The organism is Rhizobium sp. 10N414 (genome assembly GCF_056394785.1).
In genome coordinates this window covers 97,769-112,916 of sequence record NZ_JBFTIN010000013.1, presented here as the reverse complement: position 1 = coordinate 112,916, position 15,148 = coordinate 97,769, and the positions used below count along the sequence as shown (strand labels likewise).

The following is a 15,148-nucleotide window of genomic DNA, read 5'->3' as shown; positions in this document are numbered from 1 at the left end:
CCCGGCCCGCCTAGAGAAGAAGCTCTTCGCCAAGCGGAAGCTGAAGCAGACGCAATATGCCGATATTCTCCAGAAACACCTCGTCGTGGCTGACGACAAGCAGCGCTCCGTCATAGGCCTGCAGCCCCGCTTCTACGGCTGCAATGGAATCGATATCCAGATGGTTGGTCGGTTCGTCGAGGATGAGCAGCGGCGGCGGCTTTGCGCCACCGAGAACACAGGCAAGACCGGCGCGCAGCAACTGCCCGCCCGAGAGCGTCGACACCTGCTGCAGGGCGGCATCCGCCCGGAACATGAAACGCGCCAGAGCCGCACGGCAGGCATTCTCATTGGCCTGGGGATTGAGATTGCTAAAATTCTCGCGGATCGACAACGATCGATCGAGCAGACTGACACTCTGATCGAACAGTGAAAAGCCGGTCATGACGGAAACGGTCCCGGACCACGGCTGCAGCACGCCTGTGATCAGCGCCAGCACTGTCGTCTTGCCGGAGCCGTTCGGCCCGGCGATCGCGACGCGATCGGGGCCGGTCATGGCAAAAGAGAGGTTTCGGATGATCGGCGCCTCGGGCCGATAGCCCGCGGTGACGCGCTCCAACCGCAAGACATGCCTGCCGGGCGGCAACCCGGTTGACGCGAGTTGCGCTGAAAAGGGCTGCAGGATCTCGATCCGCTGCCGCCCCGCGGCCGCCTCCTCCATGCCTCCTCGCGGCGTTTTTCGCCAAGGCGAACCTTGTTGCCGCTGGTGTTTTCCGCCGCCCGCTTGAGGCCACCGGCGACGATACGCGGCATATCGCTTCTTGCCGCCTTCTTGCGGCCGTTGCGATCGCTGCGGGCCTGTCGTTCCGCCGCGACCTGGGCGCTGCGGACCACATCGGCAACACGCCGCTCCGCGTCCGCGAGGTCGTGCTCGGCGGCGGCGAGCTCAAGCGCCTTGCGCACCTGAAAGGCGCTCCAGTTTCCACCATATCGCCGGGCACCGAGGCTGGTGATCTCGACGATCGCATCCATGGTATCGAGCAACTCCCGATCATGGCTGACGACGATGGCGCCGGCGCGCCAGCCGGAAAGCAACGTGATGATAGCCTCCCGCCCATCCCGGTCGAGATTGTTGGTCGGCTCGTCGAGGATCAGGAAATCGGGATCGGAGAAGACGAGGGCCGCAAGACCCACACGCGTCCGCTGGCCGCCGGAAAGCGAGATAAGCAACGTCTCCGGTTCTGCGTCCAGCCCGACGCGTTCGATCGCCGCGGCGATACGCGCCTCGATCGTCCAATCAGCAATGGCGAGTTCGTCGGCAGTGGCGTCGCCAGCTTCGGCGCGGCGAAGGATTGCGAGGCATCACTGGCATCGAAGAGATCGGCGACCGTTGCCCCCTCCTCCACCTGGACCGACTGGCGCAGGATGCCGAGCCGTCCGCCAAAGGCAATGCTGCCGGATTGCGGTTGCAGTTCGCCAGAGACGAGCTTGAGCAGCGTCGTCTTGCCGACACCATTGCGGCCGACAAGACCGGTTCGCTCGGCGCCGAAGCTCAGATCGAGATGGGAAAGAAGGGGTCGCCCGTCAGGCGTGGACCACAAAAGATTGGATAGGGTAATGGATGCAGGCATGGATAAAGGACTCCCGAATGGCAAGGCGAGCTGGCGTTGCGATCGGCGTGGAATCCATTGCTGCACACATCCTGTTGGTATTGGCGATGGCCGCAATCTAGGCGGGCAGAGGGCTGAAATCAAGGCGATATCGGGTGCAACCGCAAACCGGCGAGGGTCCGTGCCTGACCTGGCCACCGTTTGCCGGATAAATCGAAGCGGGCTTGCACTTCGGCGTCTCAATGACGCCGTGTTGGTTAGGGCCCCTTCGCTGCGTCCTTGACCTTCACGGCCATTGTCACTGCGGCATTCACGAGGATTTCGTTGCGCCCACCGCGATTGAGATCCACGCTGCTGGTGAGGTTGGTGATCTGGCAGCTTTCGGCCAGTGCCTGCAGGATGAGATCACATTGCTCGCTAGCCATCGTGTAGAGCCCTTTCTGGGCTGCCTTGATCTGTTCACCGATTTCCTGCCCGACCTCAACAGGCACCGAGAGGGACATCGTCGTCTGCACCTTGACCGTGCCGAGAGCACGCTCGCCGGCATAGAAGTTCGGTGCGCGGTTGGGGACTTCCTGCGACAATGCCGGAAACGCAGCGAGCGCAAACGCGCATGTCAGAACTTTGGCAGAAACTTTCATCGACCATCTCTCCATGTGGTTGCGCGCATTTTCTGCCATAGCATTGTTAAACGACAATGAGCGCGCATCCTAATATTCTAGGAAACGCGCTCATTAGTTGTATCCGTCAGAGTAGTCGAGTGAGGATCAGACCTTGACCCAGGCACCGTTCTTCTTCGAAGAAGCCACACAGGCTTCGACGAAGGCAACGCCCTTCACGCCGTCATCAACGGTCGGGTAAACGACGGCCTTGTCGACCGCCTTGCCCTTCTTGTGCGCGTTGATGGCGTGCGCAGCTTCCGTGTAGATCGTCGCGAAGGCTTCGAGATAGCCCTCCGGGTGACCGGACGGGATGCGCGAAACGCGGGCCGCCGCCGGGCCGGAACCGGCGCCGTTGCGGGTGATCAGGCGCTTCGGCTCGCCGAACGGCGTAAACCACAGATAGTTCGGATCGGCCTGAACCCATTCGAGACCGCCCTTGGTGCCATAGACGCGGACCTTCAGACCGTTCTCATGGCCGGGGGCCACCTGGCTGCACCAGAGCATGCCCTTGGCCGCCTTCTCCGACCCCTTCGCCTTGAAGCGAAGCATAACGTGAGCGTTGTCGTCCAGCCGCCGGCCGGGCACAAAGCTGTCGAGATCAGCAGCCAGGCTGTCGAGTTCGAGGCCTGATACGAAGGACGCGAGGTTATAGGCATGCGTGCCGATATCGCCGGTCGAGCCGCCCGCACCCGACTGCGCCGGGTCGGTGCGCCACACGGCCTGCTTGGCGCCTGTCTGCTCGACGGCCTCGGTCAGCCAATCCTGCGGATATTCGGCCTGGACGATCCGGATGTCGCCGAGTTCGCCATTGGCGATCATCTCGCGTGCCTGGCGAACCATCGGATAGCCGGTGTAGTTGTGCGTGAGGATGAAGAGAGCGCCGCTCTCGTCGGCGACCTTCTTCAGCTTCTTGGCGTCGGCAAGGTTCGAGGTCAGCGGCTTGTCGCAGATGACGTGAATGCCGCGACGCAGGAATTCCTTCGCGGCGTCATAGTGCACATGGTTCGGCGTGACGATCGAAACCGCCTCGATGCCGTTCTTCAGCTTGGCTTCGCGGATCGCCATCTCGCGATAGCTGGAATAGGTGCGCGACGGATCGAGGCCGAGGTCGCGGCCCGATGCAATCGCCTTTTCCGGCGTTGACGACAGCGCGCCTGATATCAGATCGTACTGGTCGTCGATGCGGGCCGCGATGCGGTGAACGGCGCCGATGAACGCGCCGGCACCGCCGCCGACCATGCCGAGACGGATGCGCGGTTCGCGCGCCTGTTCTGTAGATGCTTCAATTGCCATTGGTTCCTCCTGAATTTGCGTAGGGCAGAAACAGCCCTTCCCTCGGTCGGCTGGGGAAGGGAGAGCCCTTCCCGCTGCGTTCCAATCAGCCCTCCTGTCGAGAGGGCCGCGGCCTCAGAGACCGAGCATGCGGCGGTTGGCCGCCTGGTCCGTACCGCCCGCTGCGAAGTCGTCAAACGCCTTCTCGGTGACGCGAATGATGTGCGCCTTGACGAACTCGGCACCTTCGCGGGCGCCATCCTCCGGATGCTTCAGCGCGCATTCCCATTCGACCACGGCCCAGCCGTCGAAGTTGTTGGCCGTCATCTTCGAGAAGACCGCGCCGAAATCGACCTGGCCGTCGCCGAGCGAACGGAAGCGGCCGGCACGCTCGACCCAGCCCTGGTAACCGCCATAGACGCCCTGGCGACCGGTCGGGTTGAACTCGGCATCCTTGACGTGGAACATCTTGATCCGGTCCTTGTAGATGTCGATGTTGTCGAGGTAATCCAGGCACTGCAGCACATAGTGCGACGGATCATAGAGCATGTTGGCGCGCGGATGGTTCTTCACGCGCTCGAGGAACATCTCGAACGTGATACCGTCGTGCAGGTCTTCGCCCGGATGGATTTCGTAGCAGACGTCGACGCCGTTTTCGTCGGCATGGTCGAGGATCGGCGTCCAGCGCTTGGCAAGCTCGTCGAAGGCGGTTTCGACAAGACCGGCCGGGCGCTGCGGCCACGGATAGATGAAGGGCCAGGCGAGCGCGCCGGAGAAGGTCGCATGTGCCTTGATGCCGAGATGCTTGGACGCCGTCAGCGCCATCTTGACCTGTTCGACAGCCCATTCCTGACGCGCCTTCGGATTGCCGCGCACCTCAGGTGCTGCAAAGCCGTCGAAGGCTTCGTCATAGGCCGGATGCACGGCGACGAGCTGGCCCTGAAGATGGGTGGAAAGCTCGGTGACTTCGACGCCGTTCTTGCGTGCGACGCCGGCGAATTCGTCACAATAATCCTTCGAGGACGCTGCTTTCTTGAGATCGATCAGCTGGCCCGCCCAGGTCGGAACCTGCACGCCCTTGTAGCCGATGTCGGCTGCCCATTTGGTGATCGAATCCCACGAATTGAAAGGCGCGGCATCGCCCGCGAACTGGCCAAGGAACAGGCCTGGACCCTTGATCGTTTTCATGTCAATTCCTCCCTAAAAGATGACCGTAAACGTTTCTGATAGTGTTCTAGCACGCGATTTGAAGTCTGCAAGCCGATTTCGGCGAAACTACAAATCTTCCCCACCGGGCGGAGATCGAAGGCGGCCGACTTAACCACGGTCGGTCTCGGGCTGCAAGATGTACGTACCGCATTTCTCGTCGCCACACCGTCACGATGGGGACGCCGGCCGGCGAACCCATCGCTTCTTACTGCGGTGGACATCGCGCAGTGCCGTGTTACTGTCTTGAAACCAGGAGGGTGGCGCATGACGCGGCGTCTGGCAGCAATCTTGGATGCTGATGTGGTCGGCTTTTCCCGGCTGATGGGCCTTGACGAAAGCGGCACTTTCGCAATGCTGAAAGCGCACAACAGCGAAGTCATTGTCCCCAGCATCGGCAGACATCATGGGCGCGTGGTCAAATTCGTCGGCGACGGCACGTTGGCTGAATTTGCGAGCGTCGTCGATGCCGTCGGCTGTGCCATGGACATCCAGAGAGCATTGCTTGCGCTGAATGAGGCCGTCGAGCCGGATCGGCGCATGTTGTGGCGCATCGGCATCCACGTTGATGATGTGCTGGTCGAAGACGAGGACATCTTCGGCGACGGCGTGAATGTCGCCGCAAGCCTGCAGGCGCTGGCGCCTCCAGGCGGCATCTGCGTCTCCCAGCAGGTCAATGACCAGATCCGGTCGAAGCTTGACTTCAGGGCGATTGATTTCGGCAACCGCAAGCTCAAGAACATCGAGCGACCGATCCGTGTCTGGCGGTGGACGGCGGAAAGCGAACCGCCTCCCTCGCCTGCCGCGCCGAAGGATCCGGTCACAGGCCCCGTCCGCAATCGGCCCTCCATCGCGGTGCTGCCCTTCAGCAACATGTCGAGCATCGAGGGCCAGGAACATTTCTCGGATGGCTTCACGGACGAGCTGATCGCCACGTTGGCGCGCTGTCGCTGGCTGCTGGTCGCAGCCCGTAACTCGTCGTTCAGCTACAAGGGCCGGCAGGCCAATGCGCAACAGGTAGCGGAGGACCTTGGCGTCAAGTACGTGCTGGAAGGCAGCGTGCGCCGCGCGGCAGATCGCGTTCGCGTCACCGCGCAATTGCTGAACGGCACGGATGGCACGCTGCTCTGGGCGGAACGCTACGACCGGACGCTGGCCGACATCTTCGAGGTTCAGGACCAGCTTGCCTCGGAAATCACCGGCACGATCGAGCCGGAACTGGGCTCCATCGAATTCGCCGCCCTTCGTGGCCGCACGGTGTTCGACATGGATGCCTGGGAAATCTACCTGAAGGGCCTCTGGCATCTCTATCGGTTCACGCTTGATGAATTGAAGACCGCCAAGGCGCTCTTCGAGCAGGCAATCAGTATTGACCCGACGTTCGCGCAGGCGCAGGCGCGACTGGCTTATGTTCACATTCAGCTCGGCTGGTATGGCCCCCTCAATGAACGCGCGGAGCGGATCTGCGATGCGATCGAGCTTGCTGAACGCGCGATCATATCCGACCAGAGAGAACCCGCGGCGCACCTCGCCCTGGGAAGGGCGCTGGCGCTTGATGGCGCGACGGAGGCCGGGCTTGTGCATCTGCGCAATGCCTTGCAGCTGGACCAGAGCTTTGCGCAGGCTCACTTCGCGCTCGGTCAGGTCCTCTGCTACGTCGAACGCCCCGCGGAAGGCATAGAGGAGATCAAGGAAGCGTTTCGGCTCAGTCCTCGCGACCCGCATCTGTGGACCTTCCATAACGTTCTCGCCATCGCAAACTATCAATTGGGCAACATGGCGGAAGCGGCCAAGGCAGCGCGCGCATCGCTCCGCTCGCCGAACGCCACCTTCTGGCCAGCGATCTTTCTGGCTGCCGCCCTCGGAAGGGTGGGTGGCGAAACCGACGAGGCGCGAGAAGCAGTTGCGAGGCTTCATCGCTTCCGGCCGGGGATGACCTGCACTGACGCCCGCCGAGAGTTCTATTTCGGCGATAATCCCGTCATGACCGAAGCCTTCATCGACCGCTGCATCACGGACCTCGCCAAGGCCGGCCTGCCGGACTAGCAAGCGACACTGTCAAAGAAAGGCGCCCGTACTGTCGAACGGGCGCCGCATTAGATTCTTCGGATCAGAACGGAGAATCCGGGAAGTAGAAGTCCTTCGCATTGTCCTTCGTGACAAGCGTCGCGTCGAGGACGAAGGTGCCGCGAACCGGAACCTGGCCGTAGAGACCAGCAGCCGTCAGCTCCATGGCCGTGCCAACCATTGCCGGCGGATAAAGAACGTCGACCGGGATCAGCTTGTCGCCGTCCATGACCTTCTTGACCATGTCCTTGGAGCCGGCGCCGGCGACAACATACTTGATGTCGGTACGCTTGGCCTGCTCGATCGCCTGCAGCACGCCGACAGCCATGTCGTCGTCCTGGCACCACACCACGTCGATCTTCGGGTACTTCGTCAGATAGTCCTGCATGACCTTGAAGGCATCGTCGCGGTTCCAGTTACCGTACTGGCGGTCGAGAACCTTGACCTTGGAGCCGGCAATGCCCTTGTCGAAGCCGTCCTGGCGCTGCTGATCGATCGGGATCGGCAGGCCGCGAATGACGACGACTTCGGCGTCCGGCGTCTGCGCAGCGATGTACTTGCCAGCAACTTCACCGAGCGCCGGGTTGTTGCCAGCGACATAAAGGTCACGGACGGTGTCATCGTTGGTCGAGGGCGCACGGTCGACGAGCGCGACGTACTTGCCCTTACCTTTGACTTCCTTGATGGCGTTGACGAGCGGATCCGGATCCGACGGCAGGATGACAAGGGCGTCGATGCCCTGTGTATCAAGGTCCTGCACAGCGTTCGCCTGGCTGGCGGCATCCGGCGAAGTCTTGACGATGACGTTCAGGCCCGGATGCTGTTCCATCAGTTTCTTGGCGATGCGTTCGGCGTGGAACACGACGCCCGAGGTCCAACCATGGTCGGCTGCCGGAATCGAGACGCCGATGGTGAACTTCTTGTCCTGTGCGTATGCGGTACCCGCCAGCGTGACGGCCGCAACCGCAAGACCCAACATGAGTTTGCGCATTCTATTTCCTCCCAATAAACGTCAGGGACTTTTCCTACCCGTCAACCGGACGCCCTGTGATCCCGGCCAATTCCTGGAACCAGTCCGCTTACGATTTGCGGACCAGCGAGCGCTGCACCAGCATGGCGATGATGATGATCGCACCCTGGATCGCACCGATGAGATATTCGCTGATGAAGTTCGACAGCAGCATGATGTTACCGACGAGTTCGAGAATGAAGGCACCGCAGATGGTCCCCCAGACGCGGCCAGCGCCGCCCTTGAGCGCCGTGCCGCCGACGACTACGGCGGTGATCGCCTGCAGTTCCCAGAGAATGCCGGTTGTTGCCGAGGTCGAGCCGAGGCGCGGCACATAAAGCAGCACCGCGATGGCAACGCAGAGCCCCTGGATGACAAAGGCGATCGTGCGCACGCGATTGACCGCAATGCCGGAGTAGCGCGCGACATCACTATTGGAACCGACAGCAACGACATGGCGACCATAGCGCGTGCGGTAGAGAATGAAGGCCGCAACGGCGGTAACTGCCAGGATCACGACGATCGGAACCGGCACGCCGAAAATGTTGCCGAAATAAGCCGGACGGTAAAGCGTCTGGATGTCGGCCGAGCGCAGCGTGATCGCGCCGCCTTGGCTAAGCCATGTCGTCAGGCCGCGATAGATGCCCATGGTGCCGAGCGTGGCGATGAACGGCTCGATCCTGCCGACCGTGGTGATCAGACCATTGGCCAGTCCGCAGAGCGCACCGGCGACGAGCGTAAACACGACCGCGGCCGCCAGCATCAGTGTCGGGTCGGCAATCACGCCGGAATTCATCAAAAGGATCATCAGGCTGGCGACAAAGGCCACCATCGAGCCGACGGACAGATCAAGATCGCCTGCGGAAATCACGAATGTGGCGCCGACAGCGATAATGGCGATAAAGGCGCAGCGCGTCGCGACGTTGGCGAGGTTGGTGATGCCGATAAAGTTCGGATTGACCAGCGCGCCGACGATCAAGAGCAGTATCAGGGCTGCAAAGGGCGCGACCGCCCTGAGATCGATATCCCGCCAGGGGCGACGGCTGATTTCCCTGGTCTCCTCGTTCACACTCATCTCCAAACCAACCTCCCGCCCTCAATTCGATGGGCATCATACCTTTACGGCGCGCCGAGCGCAGCGCCTCCCCGCCACCGTCAGGCGGCTTTCTTCTTCAATCCGGCGGCGTAGCGCATGATCTCCTGCTCGGAAATCTCGTCGCCCTCGAGCACGCCGACGATCCGTCCCTCGCGCATCACCGCGACGCGCGTGCAAAGGCCGATCACCTCCGGCATCTCCGAGGAGACGACAATGATGGATCGACCGTCGCGCGCCAGCGCGGAGATGAAATGATAGATCTGCTGCTTGGTGCCGACGTCGATGCCCCGCGTCGGCTCGTCGATGATGATGATCTCGGGCTCGGTCTCCATGACCTTAGCAAGCAGCAGCTTCTGCTGGTTGCCGCCCGACATACGCCCGGCAACGATGTTGGTGTCGCGAACCCGGATATCAAAGCGCCGCCTTGCCTTGGCGAGCGCCTGCGCCTCGCTGCTCGGGCTGAGATAGCCGTGTCGCGAATGCTGGCCGAGCGATTGCAGCGTCAGATTGGTCATCATACCGGAGCGCAGAAGCAGGCCCTTCGACTTCCGATCCTTCGTCATGTAGGCAAGGCCGGCGCGATTGGCGGCATGTACATCGCCTGACGGAATCGATTCACCGCCAATGTGGACCTCGCCCGCGGCACGGTTCCGAAGCCCGGCGACCGCCTCCATCAGCTCCGTGCGACCGGAGCCAATCATGCCTGAGAAGCCGATGATCTCACCCTTGCGGACCTCGAAGCTGGCATCCTGAACATAACCCGTCGAGACACCTTCGACCCGAAGGACGATTTCTTCGTCGACATTGGGCTCGACCTTGGTCGGATAGAGACTTGAAAGCTCGCGCCCGACCATCAGCTGCGCGATGGATTCGCCGTCGAGCATCGCCGTCGGCGCAGTCTTGACCCACTGGCCATCGCGCAGCACGGTCACCCGGTCGGTGATTTCCATCACCTCGTCGAGCTTATGCGATACGAAGATAAAGCTTGTACCCTTGTCACGCAGCTTGCGCACCTGCCGGAACAGGAAGTTCGTCTCTTCGCGCGAAAGCACGGCTGTCGGTTCATCCATGATGACGACGCGGGCATCGCGACTGATTGCCTTGGCGATTTCCACCATCTGCTTGTCGGCGATCGACAATGTGCCGATGATGGCATTCTCGTCGACATGCGAACCGAGCAGATCGAGTGCCTTGCGGGTCTCGGCGCGCATGTGTTTGCGGTCAAGCACGCCGAACCGCGTGACTTCGCGGCCAAGGAAAAGGCTCTCGGTCACCGTCAGATGTTCGGCAAGATTGAATTCCTGGTGGATGAGAACGATGCCGAGCGCTTCGGCCGCGCCGTTGGCCGGCAAGACGACCGGCTGGCCGTCGAGCAGGATCTCGCCCGAACTCGGCTGCTCGAAACCGGACATGACCTTGACCAAGGTCGATTTGCCCGCGCCGTTTTCACCCATGAGAGCATGGATCTCACCGGCACGCAGATCGAAATTGACACTGAAGAGGACTTGCACGCCGCTGAACGACTTGCAGATGCGCCGCGCGGACAACACCACGGGCGCGGTGTCGGCAGAATCCACACTCATTGACTGATTTCCTCCCTGCGGCTCCCATCCGCTTGAAGCCATATGTAAACCTTTACACGACGTATGTAAAGGTTTACATCATTGTTACACACAGATCTGCAGGTCGGCGCGTTTGACCTCCCGGCAAGTCTGTGTAGTGTCGCGGCGAAGGCATCCCAAGGCAGGACGCAGTGTCGAATTCCACGCCCGCAACCATAGAAGACGTCGCTCGGATCGCCGAGGTTTCGATCGCGACGGTATCGCGGGCGATCCACACGCCGGAGAAGGTCGCCAACTCCACGCGCCTGAAGGTCAACCAGGCAATCGCCATCACCGGTTACACGACCAATGCCATGGCGCGCAGCCTGCGGCTCGGTCGGTCGAATATGATTCTCGTGGTTGCTCCTGACATCGGCGACCCAAACTTCTCCAACATTCTGGTCGGCCTCGAGAACGAGGCGCGCGCCCACGGCTACGGCATCCTGATCGGTCACACGCAGAACGATGCGCAGCGCGGCCTCGAATATCTGAAGTTCCTGAATTCCAACCAGGCCGCCGGGCTGATCCTCTTCACCGGCATCCTGCCCTTCGGCCACCAGACGATGACCGCCCGCCTGCCGCCCAGCGTCGGGGTCTTCGAGCCGGTTTTCAACGGCGGCATTCCTTATGTCGGCGTGGATGATGTGGAAGGCGCCAGAAAGGCCGTCGATCTGCTGCTGGCAGAGGGCCATCGCAAGATCGCCTTCATCGGCGATTCGCGCACACGCCTTGCCTATAGCCGCCGGCGTCAGGGCTACGACGCGGGGCTCGATGCGGCGGGCGTTGCGCCAGATATGCGCATCGTGCTCGAAGGCGATGGAACGCTAGAGAGCGGCCGCCATGCCGTCGAGCAGCTCTTCATGCGCGACACGCTGCCGACCGCCTTCATGTGCGTCAACGACCAGACGGCGATCGGCGTGATGATCGGACTGAATGCCCGCGGTTACGACATTCCGAAGGACTTCTCCGTGACCGGCTTCGATGACGTGCCGCAGGCCGTGTTCATGTCGCCGCCGCTGACCACCATCCGCCAGCCGCGAACCTTGATCGGAAAGCAGGCCATGGCGCTTCTTCTGGAATTCCTGTCCGACGGCCAACCGGCGGAAACCGAAATCCTGCTGCGCCCGGACCTAGTGGTACGCAACTCCGTTGGCGCACCATCGCGTCGCTGGACGAAACGCTAAAGCGAACGGCGTAGCGTCCGCACCGTCGATACAATCAAACATTGATTATCGACTGCCCTTGAATGCCTCCCATCGCGCGTCCCGTTCGCGCTGATAGGCCGGATTGAGCTCAGTACTCAAATCTTCCCGTCTTATCGGCTGGCCGCACGATTCGCATGTCGGCCCAAGCCCCGCCGGCTTGCCGCAGCAAAGGTGCGTGTATTGCACGGCGCGGCCTTCGTCACCCGACTTCAGCCAGGTCTCGCCCCAGGCGCGCAGCGCCAGTATCACCGGGTAGAATGCTTCGCCCTTTTCCGTCAGGTGATACTCGTAGCGCGGCGGCCGCTCGCTGTAGCGACGGCGCTCCACAATGCCTTCGGCTTCCAATGACTTCAGGCGCGTTGCGATCATCTGCGGGGTCCCGCCAGTTTGCGCCTGAATTTCTTCGAACCGGTGACTGCGCATGAACAGCTCGCGCAGAACAAGCACGGTCCAACGATCCCCGACAACCGCCTCCGAGCGAGCAACCGGGCACAGCGTGTCTGGCGCAGAATCTTTCTCCATAGTGTAACTTTCTTTTTCATAGTTACTTGTAGATATGATTTTCATAGTTAATATAAGGCGTCATTGAAGCAAGCGCAACCGGCCATCTGGCCCGCGCTGAAAGGAGCGACATGGCCCAAAAAGGAGCATCGGCAATGCAGGCGCATGGCACTGCCCGCCTCAAAGGAGTTGCGTGGCGACGTCGCGCCGAAATCAAGCTCATCCAGCAGCGAAAGGAACCCGTCGTGAGTGATCATGAAATCGTCGATTCAAGCTTTACCGCCGTCATCAACGCACCGATCGAGAAGGTCGACATTCCGAAATGGTGCTTCACGCTCCCCGAAGACGAGTACCAACGCTGCTCTCCGGCACACATCGCCGCCGGCTTTACGACGGCCCCCGACGGTAGGCGCATGTCGATCAATGTCGAGACGATCGGCGGCAGCCTGATGGTTCAGCACTATGTCGAGACCCTGGGTGAAAAGGATCACCTGATCCTGGAATCCGTTTCGGATATAGTCACGCCGACAGGCCGCACGACGATCCATGTGCTTTGGGAACTCAGCGTCAAACGAATCGACGATCAGACCTGCGAATTCACGAACCACGTTCGGTCCAGAGCAACGGAAGAATTCAAGGCCTTTCTCGATAGGCAGGGCATTCCTTTCGACGTCTTTCGCGCACAGCGTCAGCCGATGTCGATTGCGCACAACAAGGGCGAAACGCCGCTCTTTGCGGCCAGCATCGAGCGTGCCGCACTTCGCAACTAAGTCCCGAAACACCTCAGCTTATTGGAGACAGTCATGTCAAAGCCGAATTACAGCAAGCAAACGACCGCCTTGCTCCTCGTCGATCCCTTCAACGACTTCCTGTCCGAGGGCGGGAAGGTTTATCCGCGCCTCAAGCCGATCGCCGATGAGGTCGCGCTTCTCGATAACCTCCGCCGGCTGGATGGCGCCATACGCGCGGCGGGCATTCAGGTGGCCATCGCCCCGCACCGGCGGTGGGAGCCGGGTGATTATGAGGATTGGGATCATCCCAACCCCACCCAACAACGGATCATGCACCAACACCAGTTCGCGCGCGGCGAATGGGGTGGCGAATGGCACCCGGATTTTGCGCCGAAACCTGGCGACATCGTCGCCAAGGAACATTGGGGGCAAAGCGGCTTCGCCAACACCGACCTGGATTTCCGACTGAAGCAGAAGGGCATCACCCACGTGATCGTGGTCGGACTGCTGGCCAATACCTGCATCGATACGACCGCCCGCTACGCCATGGAGCTTGGCTATCACGTGACTCTCGTGCGCGATGCGACGGCCGCCTTCTCGCATGAATTGATGCACGCCGCACACGAGCTCAGCGCGCCGACCTTCGCACATGCGATCCTGACGACCGACGAAGTGATTGCGGCCTTGCCCACGGCGTAACGACTGCATTGGAAGGCGCGCCGGTTCTCCCACCGTCCGCGCCAAGAGGCAACGTGACGCCGCCATCCGACACCGGCCGGGACGTCCCGCCGCGCTTGGCGGCGGGAGCAATTGGCATTCACCCGGCAACTGGCTATTGCGACTTCTGGGGATCATCCGCCGGGTTGACGTACTTGATGCCCCAAGGGCCGTTCGTGTTGATTTGGAGTACGGTCTCATCGTCGAAGTAGACGAAATGCGCCGTGCCCGGCGGCAGGGCAAAGAAACTACCCGCAGCCAGTGCCTTCGTGGCACTCCGATCAGCGGTTTTGCCCATGCCAAATTTGGCAGTCCCGGATAGGATCGTCACAACTTCATAGCCAGGATGTGTATGCGGCGGGATCGCATATCCCGACGGCACCTTTAGCCGAAGCGCAAACAAGCCTTTCTTGGTGGGATTGCCGAACAAGACCGCCGCTTGTGCTCCGGCCGGAAGCACCTTGGGGGCCTCGACCCACTTGATATCACCGGGAGCGAATATAGTGTGCGCATCCTCCGCCAGAGCGAGCGATGCAGCCCCGCAGAATCCAATCAAGCCGACTGCGAATATCGATGCGATCTTCATGATATCCTCCCTCTCGGGGGCCTTCAACCTCGGCTGAGCGCTGGGGCAGGCTCGCGAAAGCCAAGAATACGTCCGCAGACCATCTCTAGGCAAGCGTTCTTCGGTCGTCCGACCGACCGCCGGCAGGTCATTTCACCCGCTTGAACACCCATTTCACGACGTATTCGCCGCTTCGCTTCATCTTGGTTTTCGTCTTGACCTGCACCGGCCCGCCCAGAGCAGCCTCGGCGGCTTCAAACGCCTGGCGTGCCTCGGCCATGGCCGCGTGATAGGCGCTGTTGTCGCGCTTGGGACTATCGGCGACGGCCTGCACGAGGGCGGCGCTCCAATCACGTTCACTGTCGCTCATTTATCAACCCCCGTTCGCAGCAAGGCGGTCTACGCTCTCGAGCCTTGGCTGCGCAAGCGCGAATGATTGAAGCGGCGGCGTCATTGCTGCAGCTGTGATGCGATTGCCGCCTTGTCGATGACAGACCAGACCTCCTCGATCCGCCCGTCCCGGAACTCATAGAACACGTTTTCAGTGAACGAGACCCTCTTGCCGTTCACCGGCATGCCAAACAGGAGCCCTTTCGGCGTGCAATCAAACCGCAGGCGGCTTCCCACGCGGGGCGGCTCGGAAATCAGGAAATCGATGTCGAAATGTAGGTCCGGAATCGCAAGAAAGTCGCCCTCCAGCATCTGGCGATAGCCGGACAGCCCGATTCGCGCTCCATTGTAGTGAACATCGGGATGAACGAACTGGTCGAGCGCCGTCCAATTCTGGCGGTTCAGACAGGCGATGTAGTCTCGATAGACGGCAGCAAGGTCGGCTTTGGACACGGCATCGCCTCCGGGTGTTATGGTCCCGAGGCCAAGTAGGATGACGCCGAGATTTGGCAACCGCATATCGGGATGATCCGACCG

Annotated in this window: 14 protein-coding genes and 1 pseudogene; 4 read left to right on the top strand and 11 right to left on the bottom strand. The window is 61.3% G+C overall.

Annotation, left to right across the window (positions count from 1 at the left end):
* Positions 1-10: 10 nt before the first annotated feature.
* The 4 genes and pseudogenes from AC1DE4_RS14665 to AC1DE4_RS14650 form a co-directional block, all read right to left on the bottom strand.
* Positions 11-1,610, bottom strand: a pseudogene (locus AC1DE4_RS14665) (ABC-F family ATP-binding cassette domain-containing protein).
* Between the two features lie 236 nt (positions 1,611-1,846).
* The gene (locus tag AC1DE4_RS14660) at positions 1,847-2,230 is read right to left on the bottom strand and encodes a hypothetical protein (protein ID WP_018856540.1); all 384 of its coding nucleotides are present in this window, start codon (positions 2,228-2,230) and stop codon (positions 1,847-1,849) included.
* Between the two features lie 126 nt (positions 2,231-2,356).
* Positions 2,357-3,544: a Gfo/Idh/MocA family protein gene (locus AC1DE4_RS14655; RefSeq protein WP_018856539.1), complete on the bottom strand. Its 1,188-nt coding sequence runs from the start codon at positions 3,542-3,544 to the stop codon at positions 2,357-2,359.
* Positions 3,545-3,658: 114 nt separating this feature from the next.
* Complete coding sequence (locus AC1DE4_RS14650; protein WP_018856538.1) at positions 3,659-4,711, bottom strand: sugar phosphate isomerase/epimerase family protein; 1,053 nt, start codon at positions 4,709-4,711, stop codon at positions 3,659-3,661.
* Positions 4,712-4,996: 285 nt separating this feature from the next.
* On the opposite strand from AC1DE4_RS14650, the gene AC1DE4_RS14645 reads away from it, so the two are divergent.
* Entirely contained in the window at positions 4,997-6,775 is a 1,779-nt protein-coding gene (locus AC1DE4_RS14645) for an adenylate/guanylate cyclase domain-containing protein (protein ID WP_169682962.1), read from the top strand.
* 64 nt (positions 6,776-6,839) lie between these two features.
* Here the strand turns inward: AC1DE4_RS14645 and AC1DE4_RS14640 are convergent, their stop codons facing one another.
* The 3 genes from AC1DE4_RS14640 to AC1DE4_RS14630 form a co-directional block, all read right to left on the bottom strand.
* Positions 6,840-7,787, bottom strand: coding sequence for a substrate-binding domain-containing protein (locus tag AC1DE4_RS14640; RefSeq protein ID WP_016556996.1), 948 nt, complete (start codon positions 7,785-7,787; stop codon positions 6,840-6,842).
* Between the two features lie 88 nt (positions 7,788-7,875).
* Positions 7,876-8,880 carry an ABC transporter permease gene (locus AC1DE4_RS14635; RefSeq protein WP_025658889.1) on the bottom strand — a complete coding sequence of 335 codons (1,005 nt, stop codon included), beginning with the start codon at positions 8,878-8,880 and terminating at the stop codon, positions 7,876-7,878.
* 80 nt (positions 8,881-8,960) lie between these two features.
* Positions 8,961-10,484 (bottom strand): sugar ABC transporter ATP-binding protein, encoded by a 1,524-nt coding sequence (locus AC1DE4_RS14630; protein ID WP_192241469.1) that lies wholly within the window; start codon positions 10,482-10,484, stop codon positions 8,961-8,963.
* Between the two features lie 170 nt (positions 10,485-10,654).
* Here AC1DE4_RS14630 and AC1DE4_RS14625 point away from each other — a divergent pair, with 170 nt between their 5' ends.
* Positions 10,655-11,686 (top strand): LacI family DNA-binding transcriptional regulator, encoded by a 1,032-nt coding sequence (locus AC1DE4_RS14625; protein WP_018856534.1) that lies wholly within the window; start codon positions 10,655-10,657, stop codon positions 11,684-11,686.
* Positions 11,687-11,731: 45 nt separating this feature from the next.
* On the opposite strand, the gene AC1DE4_RS14620 is transcribed toward AC1DE4_RS14625, so the two are convergent.
* Positions 11,732-12,229, bottom strand: coding sequence for a winged helix-turn-helix transcriptional regulator (locus tag AC1DE4_RS14620; protein WP_018856533.1), 498 nt, complete (start codon positions 12,227-12,229; stop codon positions 11,732-11,734).
* A gap of 224 nt (positions 12,230-12,453) precedes the next feature.
* On the opposite strand from AC1DE4_RS14620, the gene AC1DE4_RS14615 reads away from it, so the two are divergent.
* Positions 12,454-12,978, top strand: a complete 525-nt coding sequence (locus tag AC1DE4_RS14615) for a hypothetical protein (protein ID WP_018856532.1) — start codon at positions 12,454-12,456, stop codon at positions 12,976-12,978.
* Positions 12,979-13,011: 33 nt separating this feature from the next.
* Complete coding sequence (locus AC1DE4_RS14610; RefSeq protein WP_113471954.1) at positions 13,012-13,638, top strand: cysteine hydrolase family protein; 627 nt, start codon at positions 13,012-13,014, stop codon at positions 13,636-13,638.
* Positions 13,639-13,771: 133 nt separating this feature from the next.
* On the opposite strand, the gene AC1DE4_RS14605 is transcribed toward AC1DE4_RS14610, so the two are convergent.
* From AC1DE4_RS14605 to AC1DE4_RS14595, 3 genes are all read right to left on the bottom strand, one after another.
* Positions 13,772-14,242 carry a cupin domain-containing protein gene (locus AC1DE4_RS14605; protein ID WP_018856530.1) on the bottom strand — a complete coding sequence of 157 codons (471 nt, stop codon included), beginning with the start codon at positions 14,240-14,242 and terminating at the stop codon, positions 13,772-13,774.
* A gap of 127 nt (positions 14,243-14,369) precedes the next feature.
* Positions 14,370-14,591, bottom strand: coding sequence for a hypothetical protein (locus AC1DE4_RS14600; RefSeq protein ID WP_018856529.1), 222 nt, complete (start codon positions 14,589-14,591; stop codon positions 14,370-14,372).
* Between the two features lie 80 nt (positions 14,592-14,671).
* On the bottom strand, positions 14,672-15,064 hold the full coding sequence (locus AC1DE4_RS14595; RefSeq protein ID WP_026371712.1) for an ester cyclase: 393 nt from the start codon (positions 15,062-15,064) through the stop codon (positions 14,672-14,674).
* Positions 15,065-15,148 lie beyond the last annotated feature (84 nt).

What these genes read in the sequence shown, in the direction of transcription:
- AC1DE4_RS14650 (WP_018856538.1), bottom strand. Translation starts at nt 4,711, where the DNA reads ATGAAAACGATCAAGGGTCCAGGCCTGTTCCTTGGCCAGTTCGCGGGC.
- AC1DE4_RS14610 (WP_113471954.1), top strand. Translation starts at nt 13,012, where the DNA reads ATGTCAAAGCCGAATTACAGCAAGCAAACGACCGCCTTGCTCCTCGTC.
- AC1DE4_RS14645 (WP_169682962.1), top strand. Translation starts at nt 4,997, where the DNA reads ATGACGCGGCGTCTGGCAGCAATCTTGGATGCTGATGTGGTCGGCTTT.
- AC1DE4_RS14640 (WP_016556996.1), bottom strand. Translation starts at nt 7,787, where the DNA reads ATGCGCAAACTCATGTTGGGTCTTGCGGTTGCGGCCGTCACGCTGGCG.
- AC1DE4_RS14655 (WP_018856539.1), bottom strand. Translation starts at nt 3,544, where the DNA reads ATGGCAATTGAAGCATCTACAGAACAGGCGCGCGAACCGCGCATCCGT.
- AC1DE4_RS14660 (WP_018856540.1), bottom strand. Translation starts at nt 2,230, where the DNA reads ATGAAAGTTTCTGCCAAAGTTCTGACATGCGCGTTTGCGCTCGCTGCG.
- AC1DE4_RS14605 (WP_018856530.1), bottom strand. Translation starts at nt 14,242, where the DNA reads ATGAAGATCGCATCGATATTCGCAGTCGGCTTGATTGGATTCTGCGGG.
- AC1DE4_RS14620 (WP_018856533.1), bottom strand. Translation starts at nt 12,229, where the DNA reads ATGGAGAAAGATTCTGCGCCAGACACGCTGTGCCCGGTTGCTCGCTCG.
- AC1DE4_RS14635 (WP_025658889.1), bottom strand. Translation starts at nt 8,880, where the DNA reads ATGAGTGTGAACGAGGAGACCAGGGAAATCAGCCGTCGCCCCTGGCGG.
- AC1DE4_RS14600 (WP_018856529.1), bottom strand. Translation starts at nt 14,591, where the DNA reads ATGAGCGACAGTGAACGTGATTGGAGCGCCGCCCTCGTGCAGGCCGTC.
- AC1DE4_RS14630 (WP_192241469.1), bottom strand. Translation starts at nt 10,484, where the DNA reads ATGAGTGTGGATTCTGCCGACACCGCGCCCGTGGTGTTGTCCGCGCGG.